Genomic DNA, 22,366 nt, shown 5'->3' on the forward strand with positions numbered 1-22,366 from the left:
ATTTGAGGCAATAGATGTCCTTACTGCTATCCATCATTTTTTTACTAACTGCGGCTTTAATTATTGTCCCACTCACAAAACGATATACCTCAAATACTGTTTTGGGTTATCTAATTGCTGGGCTTTTACTCGGCTCAAGTGGTTTTGCACTGATCACAGATACCCAATTTATTACTCAAATTACCGAATTAGGCATGCTATTGCTGATGTTCTTTCTCGGTTTAGCATTTCGCCCAAGCCAGCTGTGGATACAACGCTATACCATTTTAAAAAATAGCGGCCTAAGTTTACTGACCATCAGTTTGATTTTAACCAGTATTTGTTTTTTCCTCTTTAATGATTTTGCCAGCAGTATCGTTCTTGGTGTAGCACTAACACTTTCCGCTGTAACCTTGGTTCAACAATTACTGCATTACCAACAAAAATCAAATAGCACACTTGGACAATCCATTTTAAGTGCTATACAGATGCAAGTATTTGTAGCGATATTATTTATTGTCTTGTTTCCTGTGTGGGATGATACAGCAACAACACGACATGGTATCGCGTATTTTGCAGCCATCATTGCGACAGTTTCAGGACTGTTCTTAGCCAGTCGTTTTCTGATACGACCTGCGTTTCGCTATTTAGCCAAGCGCAATAGTATTGAACTTATTCCTGTATTAGGTCTTGTAACAATCCTCTCTATTATTGTCATCATGGATATTTTAAATATTCATATTTTAATTGGCGTATTTTTAGCAGGCTTATTACTCGCAGATACTGAATTCAACACTGAAGTTGAACGTATTGTTCATCCATATAAAGATATAGCGCTAGGACTCTTGTTCCTTGCAATCGGCTTAAATCTTTCAGTACTTCCTTTATTCGAATCACCACTTTTAATTTTGGGATCAATCTTTTCTTTAGTATTGATCAAAACTGTGGTCATCGCAGCGATCAGCTATTATCACCAGCGCCACAAACAACTCAGCCTTCTTTCTGCCACTGCCCTTGCTCAGAGTGGCGAGTTGAGTTTTATCCTGTTGAATATTGCTGTCGCAGAACAAATTCTTGCTCAACCGATTTTTGAATCTGCGCTATGGGTGATCTTTGGCTCGATGCTTCTGACGCCTCTAGTTTTCTGGTTGGTGAATAACAAACGACTACCAATATTGCATAAGAAAATAGCAGCACAGACACCAGATATTCCCCAACATCCAATTTTGATTGTTGGTTTTGGTCGTTTTGGCCAAGTGGTTGCGCGTGCCTTACATGCACAAGGTCTACACTTGAGCGTGATTGATAGCAATCAACCCGATGCTGATTTTATTGAGCAATATGGACATCGCTTTTTTGATGCAGATGTCACTCAGGTCGAAAATCTAAGAGCAGCAGGGATCGAATATTGTAAATTGCTGATCCTTGCGATTGATGATGTTGAAGACAGCATGAATCTGGCGCGTCACCTCCGTCTAAACTATCCTGATTTAGTCTTATTTGTTCGGGCACGTGATCGTCATCATGCGCACTTATTAAAAGATATGGGGATTCAGCATATCTGGCGTGAAACCTATGCCTCATCCTTGAGCATGGCGCAACTGGCTTTGACAGAGACAGGTCTTTCAAGTGAAGAAGCTAAAGCCCAAATCGAACAATTTCAAAGCCATGATCAGCGATTATTTGATTTACGCTATTCGACTGGTGATGATTTTGACTCAATTGAAGCTTATCCGAGTGTAATCGCAGAGTTGGAATATTTATTTGAAAATACAAAAACTTTAAATACTGATCGAATGAGCAATGAACAAAACCAACAAAGTGATGCAAATTCACCGCATGGAACAACTTGAGTTTTCGTAAAATGACACCATTATTGAATGGATAACCGTTCACCATCGTATAAGCTTTCAAGGCAAAGCACCGCTTTGTTTTCCTCATTTGAGGAGCTGGAGAAAAAAATGTCTGATTTACGCCAACGCTTTTTTATTGAAGATAGTCCTATTCGCGGTGAAATAGTTCATTTGGAAGAAGCACTACAAATCATTTTGGCGAAACGTGAATATATGCCTGCGGTACAAAGCTTATTAGGTGAAATGTTAAGTGCAACAGCTTTACTTGCAAGCACCTTGAAGATCCAAGGGCGTATTAGCTTACAAATTCAAGCAACTGGTACGTTCAAATGGGCAATGGCTGAGTGTAACCATTTAGGTGAAGTCCGTGCTTTGGCTGATTATGAAGAAGATCCTCGTTTCGCTGAAGGTACTGATAGTCGCACTGTGCTTGCATCATTAACCAATCCTGTTCTGTTCATTAATATTGAACCTGAACATGGCGAGCGTTATCAAGGTATTGTTCCCCTTGATCAACCAACTTTGGCAGGTTGTTTAATACAATACTATGATTTATCAGCACAAATCCCAACTCATATTGTGCTAGCAACCAATAGTCAACGTTCAGGTGGTTTATTGATTCAACTACTTCCTCGTAATGAAGAGGAACAAGAGTTCGTTGATGAAGATTTATGGCCACGTTTAACTATGCTCACTGAGACCTTAAAACCTGAAGAGTTAACCGACCTGTCAGCCAATGAAATTCTTTATCGTTTGTATAATGAGGAAGAAGTGCGTTTACCAGAGGCAGAGCAATTAAAGTTTGGTTGCACCTGTTCTAGAGAGCGTTGTGCCAATGCTTTGATTCAAATTGGTGTAGCGGCAGTACATGAATCCCTTGAAATCCAAAACCCAATTCAAATGGATTGCCAATGCTGTAACACACGTTATGAGTTTACCGCTGAAGAAGCTTTAGGCTTGTTTGGTGAGCATTTGAGTTAATTAGTATTAGCTTAAATTAATGTTTTAAAGTTGGTTACCCATTCAAATATAATCATGTGGTAACCATCTTTCAAATTTTATACTTTTTCCATTCAACAATATTTTAAAATTATTTTTTTCTGTTCTGCTCGATCAAACAAAGAAAATAGTCTTGTAAACAACCATCTAACACTTCATCCCCATTTTTTAGATTAAACTCATCATCAGCTTCACCTAAATCACTAGTACCATCAAGCACGCCCAAAAAAGATGAAATAGTATCAACCATAATTTGATGAATTATTTCAAAGAAAACTTCTTTATTATCCTCAGGCAAAGAATCAAATAATGATTGTGCCTTTAGCCAGTATGGATCTTTCACATCCTCTATTTTTGTATTAAAAAATAATTTCTTATAAAGAATTAAATTTTCATCGACAATATATTCGTTTATTTTCTCTGCAAATTCTTGAGAATTCATTTGATAACCTACTTTTAAATTACATTTAAGATGTTTGGGATGACCCTTATGCTGTGAAGTATAAAGGTTCTTGCTGAAACAATATCAACACACATCCCCTCTGTTTTTTCCTGCTTAATCGTCAAATAATAGAATGAAAAGTAATAGATTATGACGATAAACAATGACAAAGAATTACTACGAAGAACTAGGCGTGACCCGCGATGCCTCAGCAGATGAAATAAAAAAAGCCTATCGCAAACTCGCACGCAAATATCATCCCGACATCAGCAAAGAAGCAGATGCCGAAGAGAAGATGCAAGCGATCAATGTCGCCTATGACACCTTAAGCAATGCTGATAAAAAAGCTGAATATGACCAGATGCTGGATCATCCACAGGGTTTTTCTGGTTTTGGACAAGGAACAGGTGGATTCAACCAAGGTGCCAGTGGATTTGATGGCTCTCAATTTTATCGTCAAAACTCAGGCGATGGTGCCGACTTTAGCGGTTTTGAAGATCTATTTGGTCGCTTCGGTGCTGGATTTGGTGGCGGTCAACAACGCTCACAACGTCAGCAACGCAGTTATCGGGGTGAAGATCAACACGCCTCAATTCAAGTGGATATAAGTATTGCTTATCAAGGTTCTACACAGCAAATTACCTTACAGATTCCAACCTATAATGTTTATGGTGAACCTGAAATTCAGCGCAAGACATTAGAAGTCAAAATCCCTAAAGGAATGAAAGAAGGTCAACAAATTCGCCTTACAGGTCAAGGACAAAGTGGAATCAATGGCGGTGAAAATGGCGACTTATACATTGAGATTCAATACAAAGATACGGACCGAATCCGCGTCGAAGGTGCTGACGTTTATCAAACCATTGATGTTGCACCTTGGGAAGCGGGCTTAGGTCAAAGCATCGAAGTCAGCACCCCTGCGGGTCAGCTCAAAGTCAATTTACCGAAAAATGCAAAAAATGGTCAACAACTTCGCCTAAAAGACAAAGGAATTCCTAGCAAAACCGCAGGTAACCTTTATTTGATCATTAATATTGTTTTACCAGCTGCACAGAGTGAACAAGAACAACAGGCTTATCAACAATTCGCTGAAGCGTTCTCTTCATTCAAAGCTCGTACCTCATAAGGAGCAAGATCATGACAACTATTCAATACAAAGAAATTCAATATGACGGTCATTGCCAAGTTGAAATCGTTGATGAACAATTGGCACTTGATCTTGAACATTTCGCGGAAGCATGTGGTCAAAGTACTGAATGGGTACTCAAATTGATTGATTACGATATTTTGCAAATCACAGTCGAGCCGCAAAATTATCAATTCATCGGTGAAGATGTCGCCCGTGCTCGTCGAGCATATCGCTTACAACGTGATTTCGATGCGAGCTTATCAGCAGTTGCTGTCATGCTGGATTTGATTGATGAAGTACAACAATTGCGTAAACAGCTCAAACATTTTCATTGAACAAAAGAAAATGACTGAGCTTAGATAAGCTATTTCAGCTTAGTCATTTTCTCCACTTCTTTGAGAGTTTGTTTAATAGGTTCATAATCCAAGAACCACAATAAATTAATATTACGTTGCTTGTGCTGCTGCGCCAGCAAATCAATCACACTACGCTCGCCTCGTCCAACTAAATGCTGTTGATAGAAATAGTACAACAGCAATATGGTGGTCATCAGCATCACGCCCAGCATAATCCAAAATCCAACAGGTGATTTTAATCCAGGAATAAACTCAAAGTTCATTCCATAAATCCCCGTCAATAAGGTTAATGGTGCAAATACAGCCGTGATAATCGCCAAAATACGCATATTTTCATTGGTCTGATTTGCCGTTGCAGAAAAATGCAAATCAATTGCTGATTGAATCGCATTTCGCAACCGAAGCGTATGCTTTTGCACACGCTCAATATGACTCATCAAATCATTTAGGCGAACCAAAAGAATATCTTGCGTTTTGTATTTTCGTTCACCCACAACATGATGATAGTTATCAACCAACTCATCTCGAAACTCCTGCAAAGTTTCGATTTGTTCCTCACATAAGTTTTCGATTTGCTGAAACGCCATATCTTCATGAAACAACTGATGCCACTGTTTAAAACGACGATTTCCCTGTAATAGCTGTTGCTGCCAATATTCAACACGACGAGTTAACGGCGTACGTAGATTCAGATAACCATCAATCATGCTATTGAGTAATCGTAAACACAAATCAGCTGGAGTACTCGGTAATTTACGAGGCTTGTTTTGTTCTAAAATCGCCCGCTCCATGACCATTTGTAAACGTTGAACATAGCTTTCAACTGCCATATTCCCTTGTTCACGAACACTCACCAATATTCGTGGCGTCAAGATAAAACTCATTGGGGTTGTTGCAAGACCAAATACACTCTCATGTACATCTAGCACAGGATCATTTTCATAAATCTGATCATCCGCACTAATCAGCTTACGAAAGATCAATAAATCATATTCTTCGACGGTATCAAAAGCACATGGATGCTCAATATTCAACAAATCTCGCATATGAAATTCATTCAAGACAAGGCCAGTCTGCTCGAAAATATTGTTTTGCCAAGTCTCTGAGTGATTCACTAAATCTTGCCTTAAGCTATCCACCCATAGAAATTCAAGCGTATGCTGTTGTTGTTCTTGTACGCTCATAAAAATTGTATTTTCACTATTGTGGCGATAGAAATAATAAAGCTGCATAGCGCTCATATTTAGGTTGGAATTAAAAATATCATGCCATAAAAAAGCCCGCACGAAGCGGGCTTTTTGTATTTCAAACAGTGATTAAACTTGTTCGATGTCTTTCATTGTCAACTTGATACGACCACGGTTATCCACATCAGCAACCTGTACTTTCAACTCCTGACCTTCTTTCAATACGTCAGTCACATTTGCAATACGCTCATTCGAGATTTGCGAAATGTGAAGTAAGCCATCCGTACCTGGCATGATATTAACGAACGCACCAAATTCAACGATACGAATCACTTTACCATCGTAGATCTTACCTGGTTCAACTTCTGCAGTCAGTGCTTGGATTTTTGCAATCGCAGCACGAGCAGCAGCTTTAGTTTCACCAAATACGCGAACTGTACCATTGTCTTCGATATCAATCGCAGCTTTAGTTTCTTCTGTAATGGCACGAATGGTAGCACCACCTTTACCAATTACATCACGAATCTTATCTGGATTAATATTAATCACTTCGAAAGTCGGCGCATTTGCGCTGATCTCTGCACGCGCACGTGAAATCACTTTATTCATTTCATTCAGGATGTGCATACGACCAGCAAATGCTTGGTTTAATGCAACTTCCATAATTTCTTCAGTGATCCCTTCGATCTTGATGTCCATTTGAAGCGCAGTAATACCGTTTGCAGAACCTGCGACTTTAAAGTCCATATCACCTAAGTGATCTTCATCACCCAAGATGTCAGAAAGAACTGCGAAACGCTCACCTTCTTTCACTAAGCCCATCGCAATACCTGCAACTGGTGCTTTAAGTGGAACACCTGCATCCATCAGTGATAATGAAGCACCACATACAGAAGCCATTGAAGATGAACCGTTAGATTCAGTAATGTCAGATACGATACGAATCACATACGGGAAGCGGTCAGCCGCAGGAAGAACTGCTTGAACGCCACGGCGCGCTAAACGACCATGACCGATTTCACGACGCTTAGGACCTGATTCACGACCTGTTTCGCCTACAGAGTATGCAGGGAAGTTGTAGTGCAACATGAAGTTGTCAGTTTTAGTACCAGCAAGGGTATCTACCATCAATGCATCACGTGTGTTACCCAAAGTTGTTGTTACCAACGCCTGAGTTTCACCGCGTGTGAATAATGCAGAACCGTGTGCACGATCTAATACACCTACTTGAACGTCGATACCACGAACAGTTTTCGTATCACGACCATCAATACGTGGCTTACCTGATAGGATATTGTCACGCACAGTACGGTATTTGAGGTCTTCGAATAGTTCGTTTACTTCGTCAGCAATACCCGTTTCGTCATTTTCAGGAACGAACTGAGCAACTGCTTCTGCATAAAGCGCATCTAGTGCCGCATAACGATCTTGTTTTACTGCAATGGTATATGCTTCAGAAATCTTCGCTTCGAACGCAGTTTTCAATTGCTCAAGCAACGCTTCATTTTTAGCTGGGGCAACCCAATCAGACTCTTTTGCACCTGCAGCGGCAGCAAATTCTTTAATTGCTTGAATCGCAATTTGCATTTCGTCATGACCGAAAAGCACAGCACCCAACATTTGGTCTTCTGAAAGTTCTTTCGCTTCAGACTCAACCATTAATACTGCTGACTCTGTACCTGCAACTACGAGGTCAAGATCAGACTGTGCAAGTTGTTCAAAGTTCGGGTTTAAAACATATTCGCCATTGATCAAACCAACACGCGCACCACCGATTGGACCACGGAAAGGTGTGCCAGCAATAGACAATGCTGCAGAAGTACCAAGCATCGCTGCGATGTCAGCATCCATGGTCTTGTCTGAAGAAACCACAGTTGCAGTCACTTGGATTTCGTTGAAGTAACCTTCTGGAAACAACGGACGAATTGGACGGTCAATTAGACGTGAGATTAAGGTTTCAGCTTCAGAAGCACGACCTTCACGTTTGCCGTAACCACCTGGGATACGACCAGCAGCATATTGTTTTTCTTGATAGTTAACAGTAAGTGGGAAGAAATCTTGACCCGCTTTTGCTTTAGGTTGCGCAACAACTGCGACTAAAACAGTTACACCACCCATCGTGACTAAAACTGTATTTGCTTGACGTGCAACGCGACCCGTTTCTAAAACAACTTGGTGTTGACCAAATTGAAATTCTTTACGAATGATATTAAACATAGACATGTATTGTATTTTCCTAGTTTTAATTCTAGTGAGACCCCTAAGGTTTGGCATTCAGACTACAACGATTATAGATAAATGACAAAGCTTAGAAGCCATCACACTAGACCAAAATTTAAAAAAGTTAAACGCAAAGAAGGAGCGAACAAGCGCCCCTTCTAAAAATCATCTAATGTGAATTAGATGAAACTCTCTTTTCAGCGATAAAGCATAGCAACATGCGAAATACCGAAAACAAAGCCAAATCGAATTAACGACGTAAACCTAATGCGCCGATCAAAGCAACATAACGACCGTGATCTTTACCATTTAAGTAGTCAAGTAATTTACGACGTTGGTTAACCATACGAATCAAACCACGACGGCTGTGGTGGTCATGTTTGTGCTCTTTAAAGTGACCTTGCAAATCATTGATTTGTGCAGTCAATAAAGCAACTTGTACTTCTGGTGAACCAGTGTCATTTTCAGCACGAGCAAATTTAGCAATGATCTCTGCGCGATCTGCGTTAGTTAAAGCCATTCGATTTCTCCGAGATGCTTAATAAAATAAACGATATTGATCAGTTACGAGAACTGACTGCCGTGCATCACTACAGCAAGTCGCCTATTTTAAGTGATCTGTCGTTATATTGCAAAAATGTTTTAACTTGGCGGGCAATTCGGCAGCTGACAACTCAGATTAAAAGATGCACACTAGCCTGAATCTGTTTTCAGTTTATGACAGATACGAAAGAAAACGAAAAAATGCGAGGGAATCGTGAAACTTTTATCCGCTAACACCTGTTATGTTCCTCATGATCTCAGCCAAGTCATTCGCTCAAAGGATGAAGTTTCAGCAGAACTTGGTGGAATGAGTCATGCTCAAGTTGACAAAATTTGGACCAGTGTCGAATCTTTATATAGAACAGGCAACTATCCACTGATTACGTTGTGTTTACGTCGCAAAGGGGAAATCTTAATTAATCGTAGCATAGGCCATGCACAGGGAAATTCGCCTGATGGTTTGGCTGCCGATGCTAAAATTGGTACACCTGATACCCCAATCTGTCTATTTTCAGCTTCAAAAATGGTCACTGCCATGCTGATTCATATGTTAGATGAGCGTGGTGATCTCAATTTACTTGACCCGATTAGTTACTATATTCCTGAATATGGAGTGAATGGCAAACGCCGCGCGACACTATTTCATTTACTCTCCCACCGCGGAGGTATTCCTCGCGTTGAAGGCGAAGTCACACCAGAACTATTGTTTGATCAAGAAGAAATTTTAAAACGCCTATGTGCAGCCAAACCCGTTTCTCCTTCGGGTACTCACCTTGCCTATCATGCGGTTACCGCTGGTTATATTTTGGGTGAAATCATTCATCGTGTGACAGGGCAAACTGTGCGTGAGTTTTTAGCTGAACAGATCGAAAAACCGATGGGATTGGACTATTTCAACTATGGTTTGAAACCAGAATATCGTGCTGATGTCGCAATGAACTATGCAACAGGAATTCATCCAAGTTTAGGCACAGATCGTTATTTGGAGCACGTACTCGGCGCTGGACTACAGATGGCAGTCGATATTACCAATGATAGCCGTTTCATGGATACCATTTGCCCTGCTGGAAATATTTACACCAGTGCAGAGCAAGCAGGACGCTTTTTTGAAATGTTACTGAGTGGTGGAGAGTATCAAGGTAAGCAAATTATGAGTGCCAAGACCGTTTTCCGTTCTACGCTACCGACATCAGGAATTAGTATTGATCGCAGTTTACTCGCACCGATGCGTTATGCGCTTGGACCAATGTTAGGTAGTAACCCGATCGGCTTATTTGGCCCAATGACAGGACAAGCATTCGGTCATATTGGTTTTTCTAACATTTTATGTTGGGCTGATCCTGAGCGTGACATCAGTGTGTCATTACTCACGACAGGAAAATCTGTAGTAGGAACACATTTACCCGCCTTAGCCAAAACGCTCTATCAAATCTCCGCCAACTGTCCAAAGATTCCAAAGGATCAACGTCGTTCATTGTTTGCCACTGATCGTACGGAAAATGATTTGGTGTAATCTATAATTCAAGCATACAAAAAAGCCCAAGTTACACTCGGGCTTTTGCGCTGAAGTTTTTATTATTCTTATTTTAATTTCTTTTTATGATTTATCTTTTTTGTATTCGCTTGCCCTTTTACCCTCTGCATGCAATTTACACATCGTTTTTGTTATTTAATTAAAAAAACTCTTCTCTTTATACCGACTATTCTGTCACAATCAATTGTGGAGAAAAATAGCATTTTTCTTATCTGCGTGTAAGCAAAAACGTACGATTCTGTATAACAATTAACTTAATAATTAAAAAAAACTGTCTAACAATGGTTAGCTACTTAAATTGTTGTTTTAAAGCATTGCAATCTCGTAAAAATATTTTTTATGCAAAAACTGTACACAATATTATCGGTTCTCTTTATGGAATTTGATGAACGATATTTTGTTAGATAATTGCTTCAAGAAATGATAAAAATAAAAAAGCCCTGTAGTCTCTCCCAAAACTACAAGGCTTAGCGGCTGTAAATTTCCTCTTTTATCACTTACATCACTGTAAGCCCGCTGTCATCACGACATTATTATTATTATTCTTTTTGCGATTTACCTAACTTTCCATGCTAGGTTCTTTGTGTGTTCATAATCTCAAAAACCAGCAAATTGCTCTAGCGACAATATCTCGAATCCTTGTAAGCTTTTTCTTACAAAAATGTGAATTTTGAAGAATAAGTTTACAATCCTTGAAAATTGATCTTTTGTACTAAACCACTGCGACGAACTGTGCGTACTGTAAGGGCTTGTAACAGCGCATTTGGATCTGCCAGCAACGTGACCACTTTTTTAGCACGTGTAACTGCTGTATAAATCAGTTCCTGACTAAGCAGTTTTTTCGCATTTGCATCTAACACAATTGCGGTATGTGTAAACTCAGAGCCTTGAGACTTGTGAATAGTCAATGCAAAAGCTGTTTGCATATTACGTGGCAAACGATGCGCTGCAATCCATTTATTTAAACTAGGGAAAAATACTTCAAATTGCTGTGCTTGAGTCCGATGTTTAAAACAAATCCCGATATCACCATTTGAGATCCCGAGCTGATAATCATTATAAGTCATCATTACAGGACGACCGACATACCATTCTGCAACAGCGATTTGTTTAAGCTGTTGATTCAACCATCGCTCAGCATAGCGATTGAGTTGTTCAATACCTAATGCGCCGTGTTTCACTGCCGCCAAAATTCGATAATCATCAAACACACGTATCACGTCTTGAATGTATTGTTCTGGTTGATCTGCATGTAAATAAGATTTTAATATTTCAGCATAATCATTGAATCCATACATTAATTTCTGCTGATATTGTTCAATCTCTATATCCAATTGCTCAGGTAGATATTCCAACTGAATCGCATCAGGCATTGCTGTACTCAAACTCATTTCTTGCAAAGAAGCTGGCTTTACAATTTCCTGTTCAAGCTGAGTTAAGACCGATTCAGATGAAGCTTGTTGTGCTTGAATAAAGCGCGCCAATTGACCAATTTTTGCTTTATCTGAAAAGCGGCGACTATTTTGCAGTTGAACACGATTCTCTGCCAAACCCTCGACTTGTTGTAAGTCAGCTAAAACAGACCCGACATCGACGGAGGCCAACTGATTAGCATCCCCCAACAATATGATTCGACAAGAATCAGGCACAGCTTCAAACAATGCAGTGGCAAGACTTAAATCCAACATCGATGCTTCATCGACAACAATCACATCATAAGGCAAAGGCTGCTTCACGTTAAAGCGAGGAATTTGTCGATTCCCCATTCCCAATAAACGATGCAAGGTTTGTGTGCTTTGATTACGCAATTCATCAGTCACTAAACCCGATGCAATCAAGTTTGGATCGTTAAATGAATTTTGTAGTGCTTCTTGCATTCGCTGCGCAGCTTTTCCTGTGGGTGCAGCCATAGCAATTCGGATATCAGGAATCATTTGGTTGAGTGCCGCAATGATACGTGCCAAGGTATAAGTTTTACCTGTACCTGGTCCACCTGTGATGATACTGAGCCATTGTTGCAATACCATTTTCAGAGCGGCTTGTTGAAATTCATCTTCAAGCAATGATTCATACTCAGAAATATCGATTACTGGTGTCATTTGTCGCTTTAATCGGCAAATCTGCTGTGCGAGGCGTTGTTCTAACTGCCAATATCGGTATAATGCCAAGCCCTGCTGATCGTAGACACATGGGGCAACTTGAGTGGCTGCTTTTTCGCTTGGAATTGCTAAATCACCCAAGGCTTCCAGTTGAACTAAATCAACTTGAATACAACTATCGCCATTTAAACTGGCTTCAATCAGTTGTTGTAACACATGTGCAGCGCTATCTGCTTGAGCAGATTGAGAAAATGGGGCTTGTGTGAGATAACGACTCCACATATTTATCCAAGCCATTTGTTCTGACTGATCACTGATTAGCTTGTCCACAGAGTTATCCTCAAACTTACCCACACGCTTGTCCACAAGGTTATAAACAAGCTTATCCACAAGATAAGATTTTGTTTAATTTAAATTTAGCCATTTTATCTACACACCTTTTCCTTGTTTATCCTCAGAGAAATATCCCAATATTGCGTCTAAACGCAAGACAAACTCATCCTCAGGTTTCCAATAAAAATAGCCTTGATCTGCTTGTCCATTCATACCACGCAAATATAAATAAGACGCACCACCTAAATGCTGATCAATACGATAATTTTGTAATTTCACGCTTAAATAACGGTGCAATGCCACCAAATATAAAGCGGCTTGAAGCCAATAACTGGATAAAGACATGCTTTCAGCAATTTGTGTAGATTGATAATCAGCTTGATTCTCACCCAAATAATTACTCTTATAATCAGCAATATGATATCGCTGTCCATCAAAGTAAACTAAGTCAATCGAACCATTCAAATAACGCGCTGATTTCGCATCAATAAACTCAGGCATTTGAATATCATATTCTTCAAATAACTGTTGTACGCGCTGCATTGCTAACACACGATCGGATAATGCTAAGTAAAACGGACACTCTGATAAATACTGTCCTACCACTAATTGTTGTAATTGAAAACCTTGGTTGAGTGGTGTTTGCAGTACATCTGCTAACCACAACGCAATCCATTGATATAGCTGCTGTTCAGCATTCTCTTGCTCAGGAAAATGTTGCTGATATTGTTCTAATAATGCGACCCATAAACCTTGATAAGTATTTTTAAAACGGCGGCGAATTTCCTCGATCCATGTTTCAGGATGCTGAAAGTCAATCTGCTCAAAAATCTCATGCAGGAAATTTCCTGCCAACGTCCCTTTTGGAAAATACTGCTTAATCCAAGCAATCGGCTGTGATACCGCAACACTTTCAACTGTTAAGAGATTGATTTCATCTTCAGCCTGATCAAACTGTTGATCCGCATTCGCTAAGCGATCAAGGCGATTGGCTCTATGCTTAAGATGCTGTGCCAAATAACTAAAACTGGTTTTTCCACGCGCATAAAAACGTTGTGTAGGTAAAGGCTCAGCGGCTAATAATCGCTCTAGCTGAGTTTCTTGTGTTCGTAAAGAAGCTGGGCGTTCCAACAACAAACAATCTTCAACACTATATGGATGCTGAAAAATATCTCCGTGGTTTTTCCAAAATGCCAAACCTGATAATTTATTTTTATCGCCTTTTTCCGGTTCAAATACTGCATAAACACGGTGACTTGCACGCGTTAATGCCACATACCATAATCGATTTTGCTCAGCCTGTGCACGTTGCTGATGCTGATCGAGTTCAGTTGGTTGCAAAAAGTTTTTATCTGCGATTGCCACAACACGTTGCGTTCGGGTCTGTCCTGTCTCAGGGATTTGAATTTCAGTGGTGGAGAAATTTAAGGTCTTCTGCATTTCAGAAAATGCTTTATTCGCGCCAAGTAAAAATACGATTTTAAATTCTAGACCTTTGGATTGATGAATGGTCATCAACTGTACACCCGCTTCACTGGATAGCTTGTGTTCCAACTCCCATTCTCGGTCACTTGGAGAATGGAGTTGTTTTAAATACCAATGATAGAGGTTTTGGATGCCTTGAACATGCTCACTGTGCTGACTCAAAATATCAGTAAGATGGCGTAAATTCACCACTGCCCGTTCATTATCTTTACTTTGCGTTGCGACCAATTGCTGCCAAATTTCAAATTGATTTAAACAACGTTGCCATGCTGCCAAGAATCCCTGATTAAGCCACATTTCGCGGATGTCATCGAACTGCTGAATATAATGACTCAGACCTTCTGCACTCTGTTCCAATTCGATAAGTGTCGATAAATCAAAGCCAAACAATCGACTGAGTAAAGCACGCTTCAATTTCGCTTCATCATAAGGATGCAGTAATGCGGTGAGTAATGCGCCAACATCTTGCGCGATCTTTGAATCAAACACACTGCGCTTTGATGGACGATTGACGCGGATACCTAATCGCTCTAAAGCATATTGAACTTCATCTAATTGACGATGACTACGTGAAAGTACCGCAATGTCATCTTCACTTATGGCTTGGAGATTTTCTTCATCTAGATATAACTGTTGCAAATGGGCTTGATTGAGTAAACTTTGAATTTTCCAAGCCACTTGGGTTGCTTGTTCATTTCCATCTTGTAGTTGTAACCAACGTAATGGCGCAGGGTTGAGTTGCCCATTTTCAATCAATGCTGGATGCGGACGTGAACCCGCTTGGATTGGGTCATAAACTACCTGTTCACCAAAATCCATTTGCCGTTGAAATAGCACATCCACAACTTCAACCAACTCTTTGACTGAGCGATGGTTATGAATCAGCTTATATTCACGACCCTGCTTCGACATAATATCTTGATAAGCATTTAAAAAGGTCAGCATATCACCACCGCGGAAACCATAAATTGCCTGCTTACGGTCGCCCACCATGATCATGCAGCCTTTTTGATAACGTTGTGGATGTCGCCAAATGGTCGCCAACATATCATCTTGATCTTGGTTGGTATCTTGAAACTCATCCACCAAAATCAACGGATAACGTGCCTGTACAAATACCGCAAAACGTTGACCTTGCTCACCTTTTAATGCTTCTGACAAGGTTTTGATTTGTTGGGCAAAAGTGGTTTCGCCCTTTTGCTGTAACACTTGCGGTAAGCGTTTTTTGACTTCAATACACAGATACGCTTTTAGATACACCTGAAGTTGTTCAAATTGTTGTTGTGTTTCTTTTAAAGAATGGCAAAGTTTTTGAATGTGTAGAATCGTAGGGTGCTGATAAAAACCATCCGAGACTTCAGCAGGACATTTTTTAAAAATCTTCTGACTGTCGAGCTTGTCTAAAAATTTAAAAACAGTCTCTCGAGCATCAGAAAGATAACCATCAAAGACCTGTACATTTTGCGAATCTGCGAGCGCTTTTAATAACTGCGGTAAAGACTCACAAAAGAGCTTATTGAAGGCGTTGTTACGAAAAGAAGTACCATTAATATGAGAATAATATGCACCATCTAAATTAAAATATTCAGCCAAAGCACTGAGGTCTATTTGCTGTGCTTGTTGTTGCCACTGTTGTAATTGAGCAAGCTCAATTTCAGGCATGTCAGGTAATTTAAATTGTGCAGAGCTAAAATTTAAAGAGCTCTCAACCATCCCGACAAAATGATCCACACTTTTAAGCGCACCCACACTATAAAGCGCATCAATGACGTGTTGGGGTTGTGATTGAATCCATTCTCGTAATACATCATGGATCAATTGACGTGTATAAGCTTTCGCATCTTCAGTGATTTGAGCACGTTCGATCTTGCCACTTTCAAAGGCAAACTCACGCAATAACTTTTGGCTAAAGCTATCCAGTGTTCCCACGAATAGCTCATCTAACTGGTCGATCACTAGTTTTAAACGTTCACAGGCATAGGCAATACGCGGAGCAAAAGTTTTGAGTAAATGCTGCTTCAACGGATCAGATTCTTGCGCTGCACGTATGTAAATATCACTTTCCAATACCGTTCGCATTGGTTCTAAATATTGTTGTACTTCAATCAATCGAGCACGGATTCGGCTTTTTAACTCTGCAGCGGCAGCGCGGGTAAAGGTCGTCGCAATCACTTGATTCGGCAAATATTTTTCTAAGAAAATGCGAACCATCAAACTCGATAACGTATACGTTTTACCTGTTCCAGCCGATGCTTCAATCAGATGTAAACCTTCAAACTGAATATCACAGATAGGTTGATAAGACACAGGAAATTTTGAACTCATGCCTTACTCCACACGTAAAAATTCAAAAATGGGTTGATACAGCGCATAGCTATAATGATCACAAGCGTATTGTAATAGTGCTGCTGCATCTTGTTCTTGTAGAATAAATTGCCAATCTCGATGCAGTTTACAGGCTTCATTTTGTGTCATATCAAAACCTGAAAAATCACCGGTATCATTCCAATCTTTCAACACCTGCTTTTGGCTGTCTTCGACTAAAACCTGCTGGCTATCCTGTTCAACCCAATCATAGTGTTTGCCTTTTTCCAGCGGCTTAAGCAGTAAAGCTGCTGGCAACACCACTGGTTGTTGTTGCCCAGTTTGCCAAAGTTGTAACCATGCTTGTAAATACTGCTGCGCTTGCTGAGCACTTAAACCTTCGCAAATCACAGTCTGATCGCTAAACACTACGATACGGCGCTTTGAGGCTGCTGAATCATGATTCAATATCGCCAACCACAGTAAATATTCCAGCCACACTTTAGCGAAGCGTTTAGCACGTGCACTCGATGCATCTAGGCTGACCCAGTCTTGTGTATTTTGTTTTGGGATTACACAACTCATTTGCAGTTGTTTGGAAATACGCCAAACTCGCTGCGTTGTTTCAGTCGGCGCTGCTGCATATTGCTGCAGTCGCTCCAACAAACGCCGTTGCTCTAGACAACTTTGTTGCCAAGCACTTTGCTGTACTTTACCTACTGGCAACTGATCTTGCAGAATCTCAGGGGAACTTTGATTATCCTGTTGTTGTAAAAAATGGCGAATTGCATATTTACCTAAACCATCTAATAGCAAAGGCTCGTTTTGATCAACCAAGTCAGTGGCACTTAGATTCTCCACACCCAATGTTTTTAGATATAGTCTTGCTGGAAAGGTGACATCTTGAATCCATTGCTGGCTGTCCAAGACCACCATTTCATTCAGCTCAATTGGATAAGTACTATTGACCCAAGCTTGGCGCTCACCTTTGACTTGCTGAATTTGTGATGCCACTTTAAACCAATGATCTTGAAAACGCGTATAACTTTGCTCTGCTAAAAAACCGAGTGGATCAAAGGGCTGCAAGCGATGCAGATGATAAAGTGGATAGAGTTGTGGTGGGATCTGGAGTTTTTCATAGTCTTCCCCAAAAGAATTAAAGGAAGTCTCTCCCTCTGGGAGAGATTTAGAGAGGGGAGCTTTCACAACCAATGCCAAATGATCACGGAAACCTTGCAAAATACTTGAGGGTTCTCGGACCTCACCGTCATTAATATCAAAGCCATTATAGAACAACCATAATTGCTCTTGCGCCAATAGCACCGCATCCAGAAAAGCCCCTTGATCATCTTCTAAACGAGAACGATCCCCTAGTTGCTGACGCAGTGCATCCATCAAATCAAAAGGAATATGGCTGTCGCGATTTGGAAATTTACCTGTATCTAAATTTAACAACACAATTAAGCGATAAGGAATCGGGCGGATCTGTCCAATTTGGCTAAACGTGATTTGTCCTGTGGGTTCCACTTGCGCAGATTGACTCTCTAAAGTGCGTTGGATTTCCTCTAGGATATAAGGCAACGGTAAAGATATTTGGCGAAGCTGTGTTTCAGCATCATCGTAATAGCTTGCCAAAGTCAGCATACGTTCTTGTTTTTGAATAATCTCACGAACGGTTTTTAATGCCACAATGTCAGCTTGCTCAAATTCTTGTATATCTTCTTTAAGTCGTTTTAACCATATTTCTACAGGTAAACGCTGTCCCTGTTCATGCACCACCAACCAATCTCGGCGCGCAGACAGATCCTGATAAATCTGAATCAGAATACCAATCAATTCAAAATCACTGGGCTGCACCAACGCATAACTCAAGGTTTGCTGCACCATCACATGTGCAGGTACAGCAATACCTAATGCCAAACGATCTAGAGCAAACTTAAAGCTATAGCGGTAATCCCTATCCTCAGCACTAAGTGTTTGTTTGAGATGTGCTTCATCTAAACCACGTTTAAAGCCTGCATCATTGAGTAAATCTAAAACCCGCTGTGTTTGTGTGTAATCCAAACCATAGCGTTGTTGGGTCGCAGCAAGATTGAGCCAATCGGCAAAATCATCTTGAGTAAAGCGACCTTGCGTCAGTTGCAACCGGCCCACTACTGCACGCCAAGCATTTAAAGCATCCAGTTGCGCCACGCCTGCAATTTTGACGGGTAAAAATACATCGTGTTCATTTGGAACCGCAGAAAATACACTGCGAATCAGAGGTTCTAATTCCGCCAAATTTGGCGTTAAAATCAAGACATCACTCGGACGGCGTGGTACTGCATCCGTTTGTGATAACCAGTGAATTAATTGCTCTTTGAGGACTTCCAGCTGCCTTAAACTGGAGTGACACACATGAATTTGGACCGAATGATCTTCAGCAGCCAATTCATATTGTTCGGCTTTAGGTTCGGCTAAATAAAAAATATCAGACTGAATTTTTCCGAGTAAGGTTTCAGGAAAATGATCAATAAAAGCATCGACCCACTTCCCTTCTTCTCCTGTTGCCAGTTGTGACAACAAGGAGAAATGATCTCGTGCTTGTTTACCCAAACGCGTCAAAAGCGGATGTCGCGATTCACGATTTAACGCATTAAAACCTAAACTAAAACTTTCAAAAAATGCTGCGATTTCAGCGTCAGTGGCTTTTGGATTTTTGCCAATAAAACGTTCTTTCACTCCCAAGTCATAACGCTGCTTCCACAACGGATCGACACTATCTGCCCAATATTCCTGAGAGGGGTTATAGTGCAAAATCAACACGTCTAGATATTGTCCCAAACGGCGTAAAAACTGTAATTGACTCGGCGGTAAATCCAATAAAGTAAACACAATCACTTGTGTCGGTAATTGTGCTAATGCTTGTGCGCGAGTCTGTTCATTATCTAAAATTTGCCAAAAATCAGCATCAATGCTTTGCATTTCTACAAAGTCATCATGAAAATGGTTTTGCCATAGCCAACGCTGCCATGCTTCTAATTGTTGCGTTTGTTGTAAGCTAAATGCTGAGATCTGCTGATCCGTTTTTGAGATCAAATTTTCGATATCGAGTGCTTTATTTTGCCCCCAAGTCGAAAGCCAATTGGTCGAGCACGTACAAGCATCACCACAGCCTCTTTGGCAATGTCCCCTGTAGATCATATAGTTATTAAATAAATGCGAAACTTGCTCAGCAACCCAATACAACATGCTTTGTTTTTTGAGTTGCTTTTCAGTGCGTTGTTGCAACTGGTCCGCACTATCATAAATTCGTTGCACAATCGAATAGAGAGGATGCTCAGGCTCAAGAGTGATCTGTTCAGCCTGAATAAAGGGTTGCAAAGCTTGATGAATACGCCATTTTAAAATCAGACGTGGAATATTGGCTTTACGTACTTTTTCCTTATTATCAAGGACCTGTTGATAGGCAAACCATTGAAATCCGCGAATACGATGATGAAACTGATAGTTTGCCATCATTCCCTGCTGTTCAGCAATCTTCTGGGTCAGCCACTGTTCTTGAGCAGGACTCGGCACAATAAAATGCTGCGTATGAAATACTTGCAATGGAGAGTGACTTGGTTGGGTGATTGCTGTCATCACGCCTTTTAATAACACCTCAAGGCTTTGACTTTGAATAACATGAATACCCATGCTTAACTGAACCCCATTGATCAAAAACACCCTATTTATGCACAAATTCGTACACAATCATCACTATACAAGCTTGTAGAACTATGTCACGTTAGGCAACATGAAATATAAATTTATTTTAAATACGATTGAATAATGGATTGCTTACTCGTTATATATACACTTCAAAATCCAATATTCAAGGGACAAACTTAGGTATTACTTTATGAAAATTGAAAAAGCGCCTGACTTTATTGACCCAAATTTAAATTTGGAACAAATTCGCCAAGAATGCTTAGAACGTACCAAAAAAACTGCTTATTACTCAGCAGGAGCAGCGATTGTTCCGATTCCTTTCTTTGATGTGGTGGTCGATCTCAGTATGCTCACTCACATTATTCCAGAGATTAATGCCCGTTTTGGTCTTGCACCCGAACACATCAGTGTATATGACCCTGAAACTAAAAAAATTCATTGGAATGAACTTCGTAAGCGTGGATTTGAGTTTTCAGGCTTATTGGTCGCGCGTACTGCTATGAAAAAATCCTTTAACGGCTTTTTTGCAAAAATCGCAACCAAGCAAGTCACCAAATTTATTCCTTTAGGCGGGCAAATCGTTGCTGCAAGTTTAGGTTATTTTATGATGAAAAAAATTACCGAATTACACATCCAAGACTGTTATAACCTTGCGAAAAGAATCCAACAGAAAAGTCTTGCCCCGAACTAACTTTGCTCCGACCTAATAAAACATTCATCAACGCCGTCCTTTGAAACGATAGATTCAAAGGACGGCGATCACATACACAAAAACTACAGAAACGTTAATATTCACTTAATTTTTTAAGTTTAGATCAAGATTGTATTTTTATTCTCCATCCCACGATGACAAATAAATGATGGAGAGTCGTTGTGCAACACGGACAAACAACGTCAAAAATACGTGCCATTTTTAATGTCACAAGTGGGAACTTTCTCGAACAATATGATTTCTTTCTATTTGGGCTGTACGCAAAAGCCATAGGAGAAACCTTTTTCCACGCTGATAGCAGCTATGCCGCACTGATGAAAACTTTTTTGATCTTTGCGGTGAGTTTTTTAATGCGTCCAATTGGTGCTTTGGTCCTTGGTCCTTACGTTGATCGCATCGGAAGACGCAAAGGCTTAATGGTTACCTTAAGCATTATGGCAGCCGGTTCATTATTGATTGCACTGACGCCTGGTTATGCCAGCATTGGGTTTGCAGCCACCGTTCTCATTTTCATCGGTCGACTCGCTCAAGGATTTTCAGCAGGCGTAGAACTTGGCGGTGTTTCAGTATATTTATCAGAAATCGCAGCACCTCATAATCGTGGTTTTATTACCAGTTGGCAATCCGCTAGCCAACAAGTCGCTGTCATTTTTGCCGCCACTTTGGGTTATATTGTCAGTCTCATTTTCACCAAGGCACAAGTCGATGCGTGGGCGTGGCGTATTCCGTTCTTCGTCGGTTGCGCAATTATTCCTTTCATTTTTTGGTTACGAAAATCATTGCAAGAGACCGAAGCATTTAGTGCTCGCAAAGAACATCCAACCACGCAGCAAATCATGCGCACGCTGGCGGCAAACTGGAAAATTGTGTTGCTTGGAATGTGCATGGTTGCAACCACCACCACCATGTTTTATTTCATTACTGTTTACACACCGACCTATGGTAAAGAAGTCCTTAATCTCAGCAGCACTGAAAGTTTAATTGCAACCGTCATGGTTGGCGCAAGCAACTTCTTACTCCTCCCTATTGGCGGTCATCTTTCTGATAAATTTGGTCGAAAACCATTACTGATTATCACCTCGGTACTGATTTTTCTGAGTGCCTATCCTTTACTGAACTGGTTAGCCCATGACATCAGTTTAGCTCATATGCTGCTCGCATTGCTGTGGTTATCACTACTTTATAGTTTTTATAATGGTGCACTAGTGGTTTCTCTCACTGAAATCATGCCAAGCTCAGTTCGAATCGCAGGTTTCTCGGTTGCTTATAGTTTAGCAACCTCGGTATTTGGTGGGCTAACACCAATGATTGCGACCTATCTGGTACAAAGTTCTGGTAGCAAAAGTATGCCAGCCTTTTGGTTGATGCTTGCTGCAATCATTAGCTTCATTGCCACCTTAATTATTTTCCGCCAACAGCAAATGATTCGTGGCAACGTCTCAACCCATCAACATTCAATTGATCAACACGCTGCACTTATTTCTGATAAATAAAAGCGTAT

14 protein-coding genes are annotated in these 22,366 nt (G+C 40.4%); 7 read left to right on the forward strand and 7 right to left on the reverse strand.

Features of this window, described 5'->3' with window-relative positions; genetic code table 11:
• Positions 1–14: 14 nt before the first annotated feature.
• On the forward strand, positions 15–1,832 hold the full coding sequence (locus DS737_RS14175; protein WP_113997796.1) for a cation:proton antiporter domain-containing protein: 1,818 nt from the start codon (positions 15–17) through the stop codon (positions 1,830–1,832).
• 108 nt (positions 1,833–1,940) lie between these two features.
• The gene (hslO, locus tag DS737_RS14180) at positions 1,941–2,813 is read left to right on the forward strand and encodes an Hsp33 family molecular chaperone HslO (RefSeq protein WP_113997797.1); all 873 of its coding nucleotides are present in this window, start codon (positions 1,941–1,943) and stop codon (positions 2,811–2,813) included.
• A gap of 109 nt (positions 2,814–2,922) precedes the next feature.
• Here hslO and DS737_RS14185 read toward each other — a convergent pair whose 3' ends face one another.
• A complete protein-coding gene (locus DS737_RS14185) occupies positions 2,923–3,273 on the reverse strand; it encodes a hypothetical protein (RefSeq protein WP_113997798.1) in 351 nt (116 codons plus the stop codon).
• Positions 3,274–3,436: 163 nt separating this feature from the next.
• Between DS737_RS14185 and DS737_RS14190 the strand changes: the two genes are divergently transcribed.
• Together DS737_RS14190 and DS737_RS14195 are read left to right on the forward strand one after the other, a co-directional pair.
• Positions 3,437–4,399, forward strand: a complete 963-nt coding sequence (locus tag DS737_RS14190) for a DnaJ C-terminal domain-containing protein (RefSeq protein WP_113997799.1) — start codon at positions 3,437–3,439, stop codon at positions 4,397–4,399.
• Positions 4,400–4,410: 11 nt separating this feature from the next.
• A complete protein-coding gene (locus DS737_RS14195) occupies positions 4,411–4,737 on the forward strand; it encodes a chaperone modulator CbpM (RefSeq protein ID WP_004637727.1) in 327 nt (108 codons plus the stop codon).
• 29 nt (positions 4,738–4,766) lie between these two features.
• On the opposite strand, the gene DS737_RS14200 is transcribed toward DS737_RS14195, so the two are convergent.
• The 3 genes from DS737_RS14200 to rpsO form a co-directional block, all read right to left on the reverse strand.
• Positions 4,767–5,990 (reverse strand): magnesium transporter CorA family protein, encoded by a 1,224-nt coding sequence (locus DS737_RS14200; protein ID WP_113997800.1) that lies wholly within the window; start codon positions 5,988–5,990, stop codon positions 4,767–4,769.
• An 84-nt stretch (positions 5,991–6,074) separates the two neighbouring features.
• Complete coding sequence (pnp, locus tag DS737_RS14205) at positions 6,075–8,162, reverse strand: polyribonucleotide nucleotidyltransferase (protein ID WP_171061184.1); 2,088 nt, start codon at positions 8,160–8,162, stop codon at positions 6,075–6,077.
• Between the two features lie 253 nt (positions 8,163–8,415).
• Positions 8,416–8,685 (reverse strand): 30S ribosomal protein S15, encoded by a 270-nt coding sequence (gene rpsO, locus DS737_RS14210; protein WP_004637724.1) that lies wholly within the window; start codon positions 8,683–8,685, stop codon positions 8,416–8,418.
• Positions 8,686–8,922: 237 nt separating this feature from the next.
• Here rpsO and DS737_RS14215 point away from each other — a divergent pair, with 237 nt between their 5' ends.
• Positions 8,923–10,221, forward strand: a complete 1,299-nt coding sequence (locus tag DS737_RS14215; protein WP_113997801.1) for a serine hydrolase domain-containing protein — start codon at positions 8,923–8,925, stop codon at positions 10,219–10,221.
• 704 nt (positions 10,222–10,925) lie between these two features.
• Here the strand turns inward: DS737_RS14215 and recD are convergent.
• From recD to DS737_RS14230, 3 genes are all read right to left on the reverse strand, one after another.
• A complete protein-coding gene (gene recD, locus DS737_RS14220; protein ID WP_407641394.1) occupies positions 10,926–12,671 on the reverse strand; it encodes an exodeoxyribonuclease V subunit alpha in 1,746 nt (581 codons plus the stop codon).
• A gap of 99 nt (positions 12,672–12,770) precedes the next feature.
• Positions 12,771–16,484, reverse strand: a complete 3,714-nt coding sequence (locus DS737_RS14225) for a UvrD-helicase domain-containing protein (protein WP_113997803.1) — start codon at positions 16,482–16,484, stop codon at positions 12,771–12,773.
• A 3-nt stretch (positions 16,485–16,487) separates the two neighbouring features.
• Positions 16,488–20,138 carry an exodeoxyribonuclease V subunit gamma gene (locus tag DS737_RS14230; RefSeq protein ID WP_113997804.1) on the reverse strand — a complete coding sequence of 1,217 codons (3,651 nt, stop codon included), beginning with the start codon at positions 20,136–20,138 and terminating at the stop codon, positions 16,488–16,490.
• A 205-nt stretch (positions 20,139–20,343) separates the two neighbouring features.
• Between DS737_RS14230 and DS737_RS14235 the strand changes: the two genes are divergently transcribed.
• Complete coding sequence (locus tag DS737_RS14235) at positions 20,344–20,844, forward strand: hypothetical protein (protein ID WP_004637719.1); 501 nt, start codon at positions 20,344–20,346, stop codon at positions 20,842–20,844.
• A gap of 182 nt (positions 20,845–21,026) precedes the next feature.
• The gene (tcuC, locus tag DS737_RS14240; RefSeq protein WP_005083806.1) at positions 21,027–22,358 is read left to right on the forward strand and encodes an MFS transporter; all 1,332 of its coding nucleotides are present in this window, start codon (positions 21,027–21,029) and stop codon (positions 22,356–22,358) included.
• The last annotated feature ends 8 nt before the right edge of the window (positions 22,359–22,366 follow it).

It is taken from the genome of Acinetobacter haemolyticus, assembly GCF_003323815.1.
GTDB classification, from domain to species: domain Bacteria; phylum Pseudomonadota; class Gammaproteobacteria; order Pseudomonadales; family Moraxellaceae; genus Acinetobacter; species Acinetobacter haemolyticus.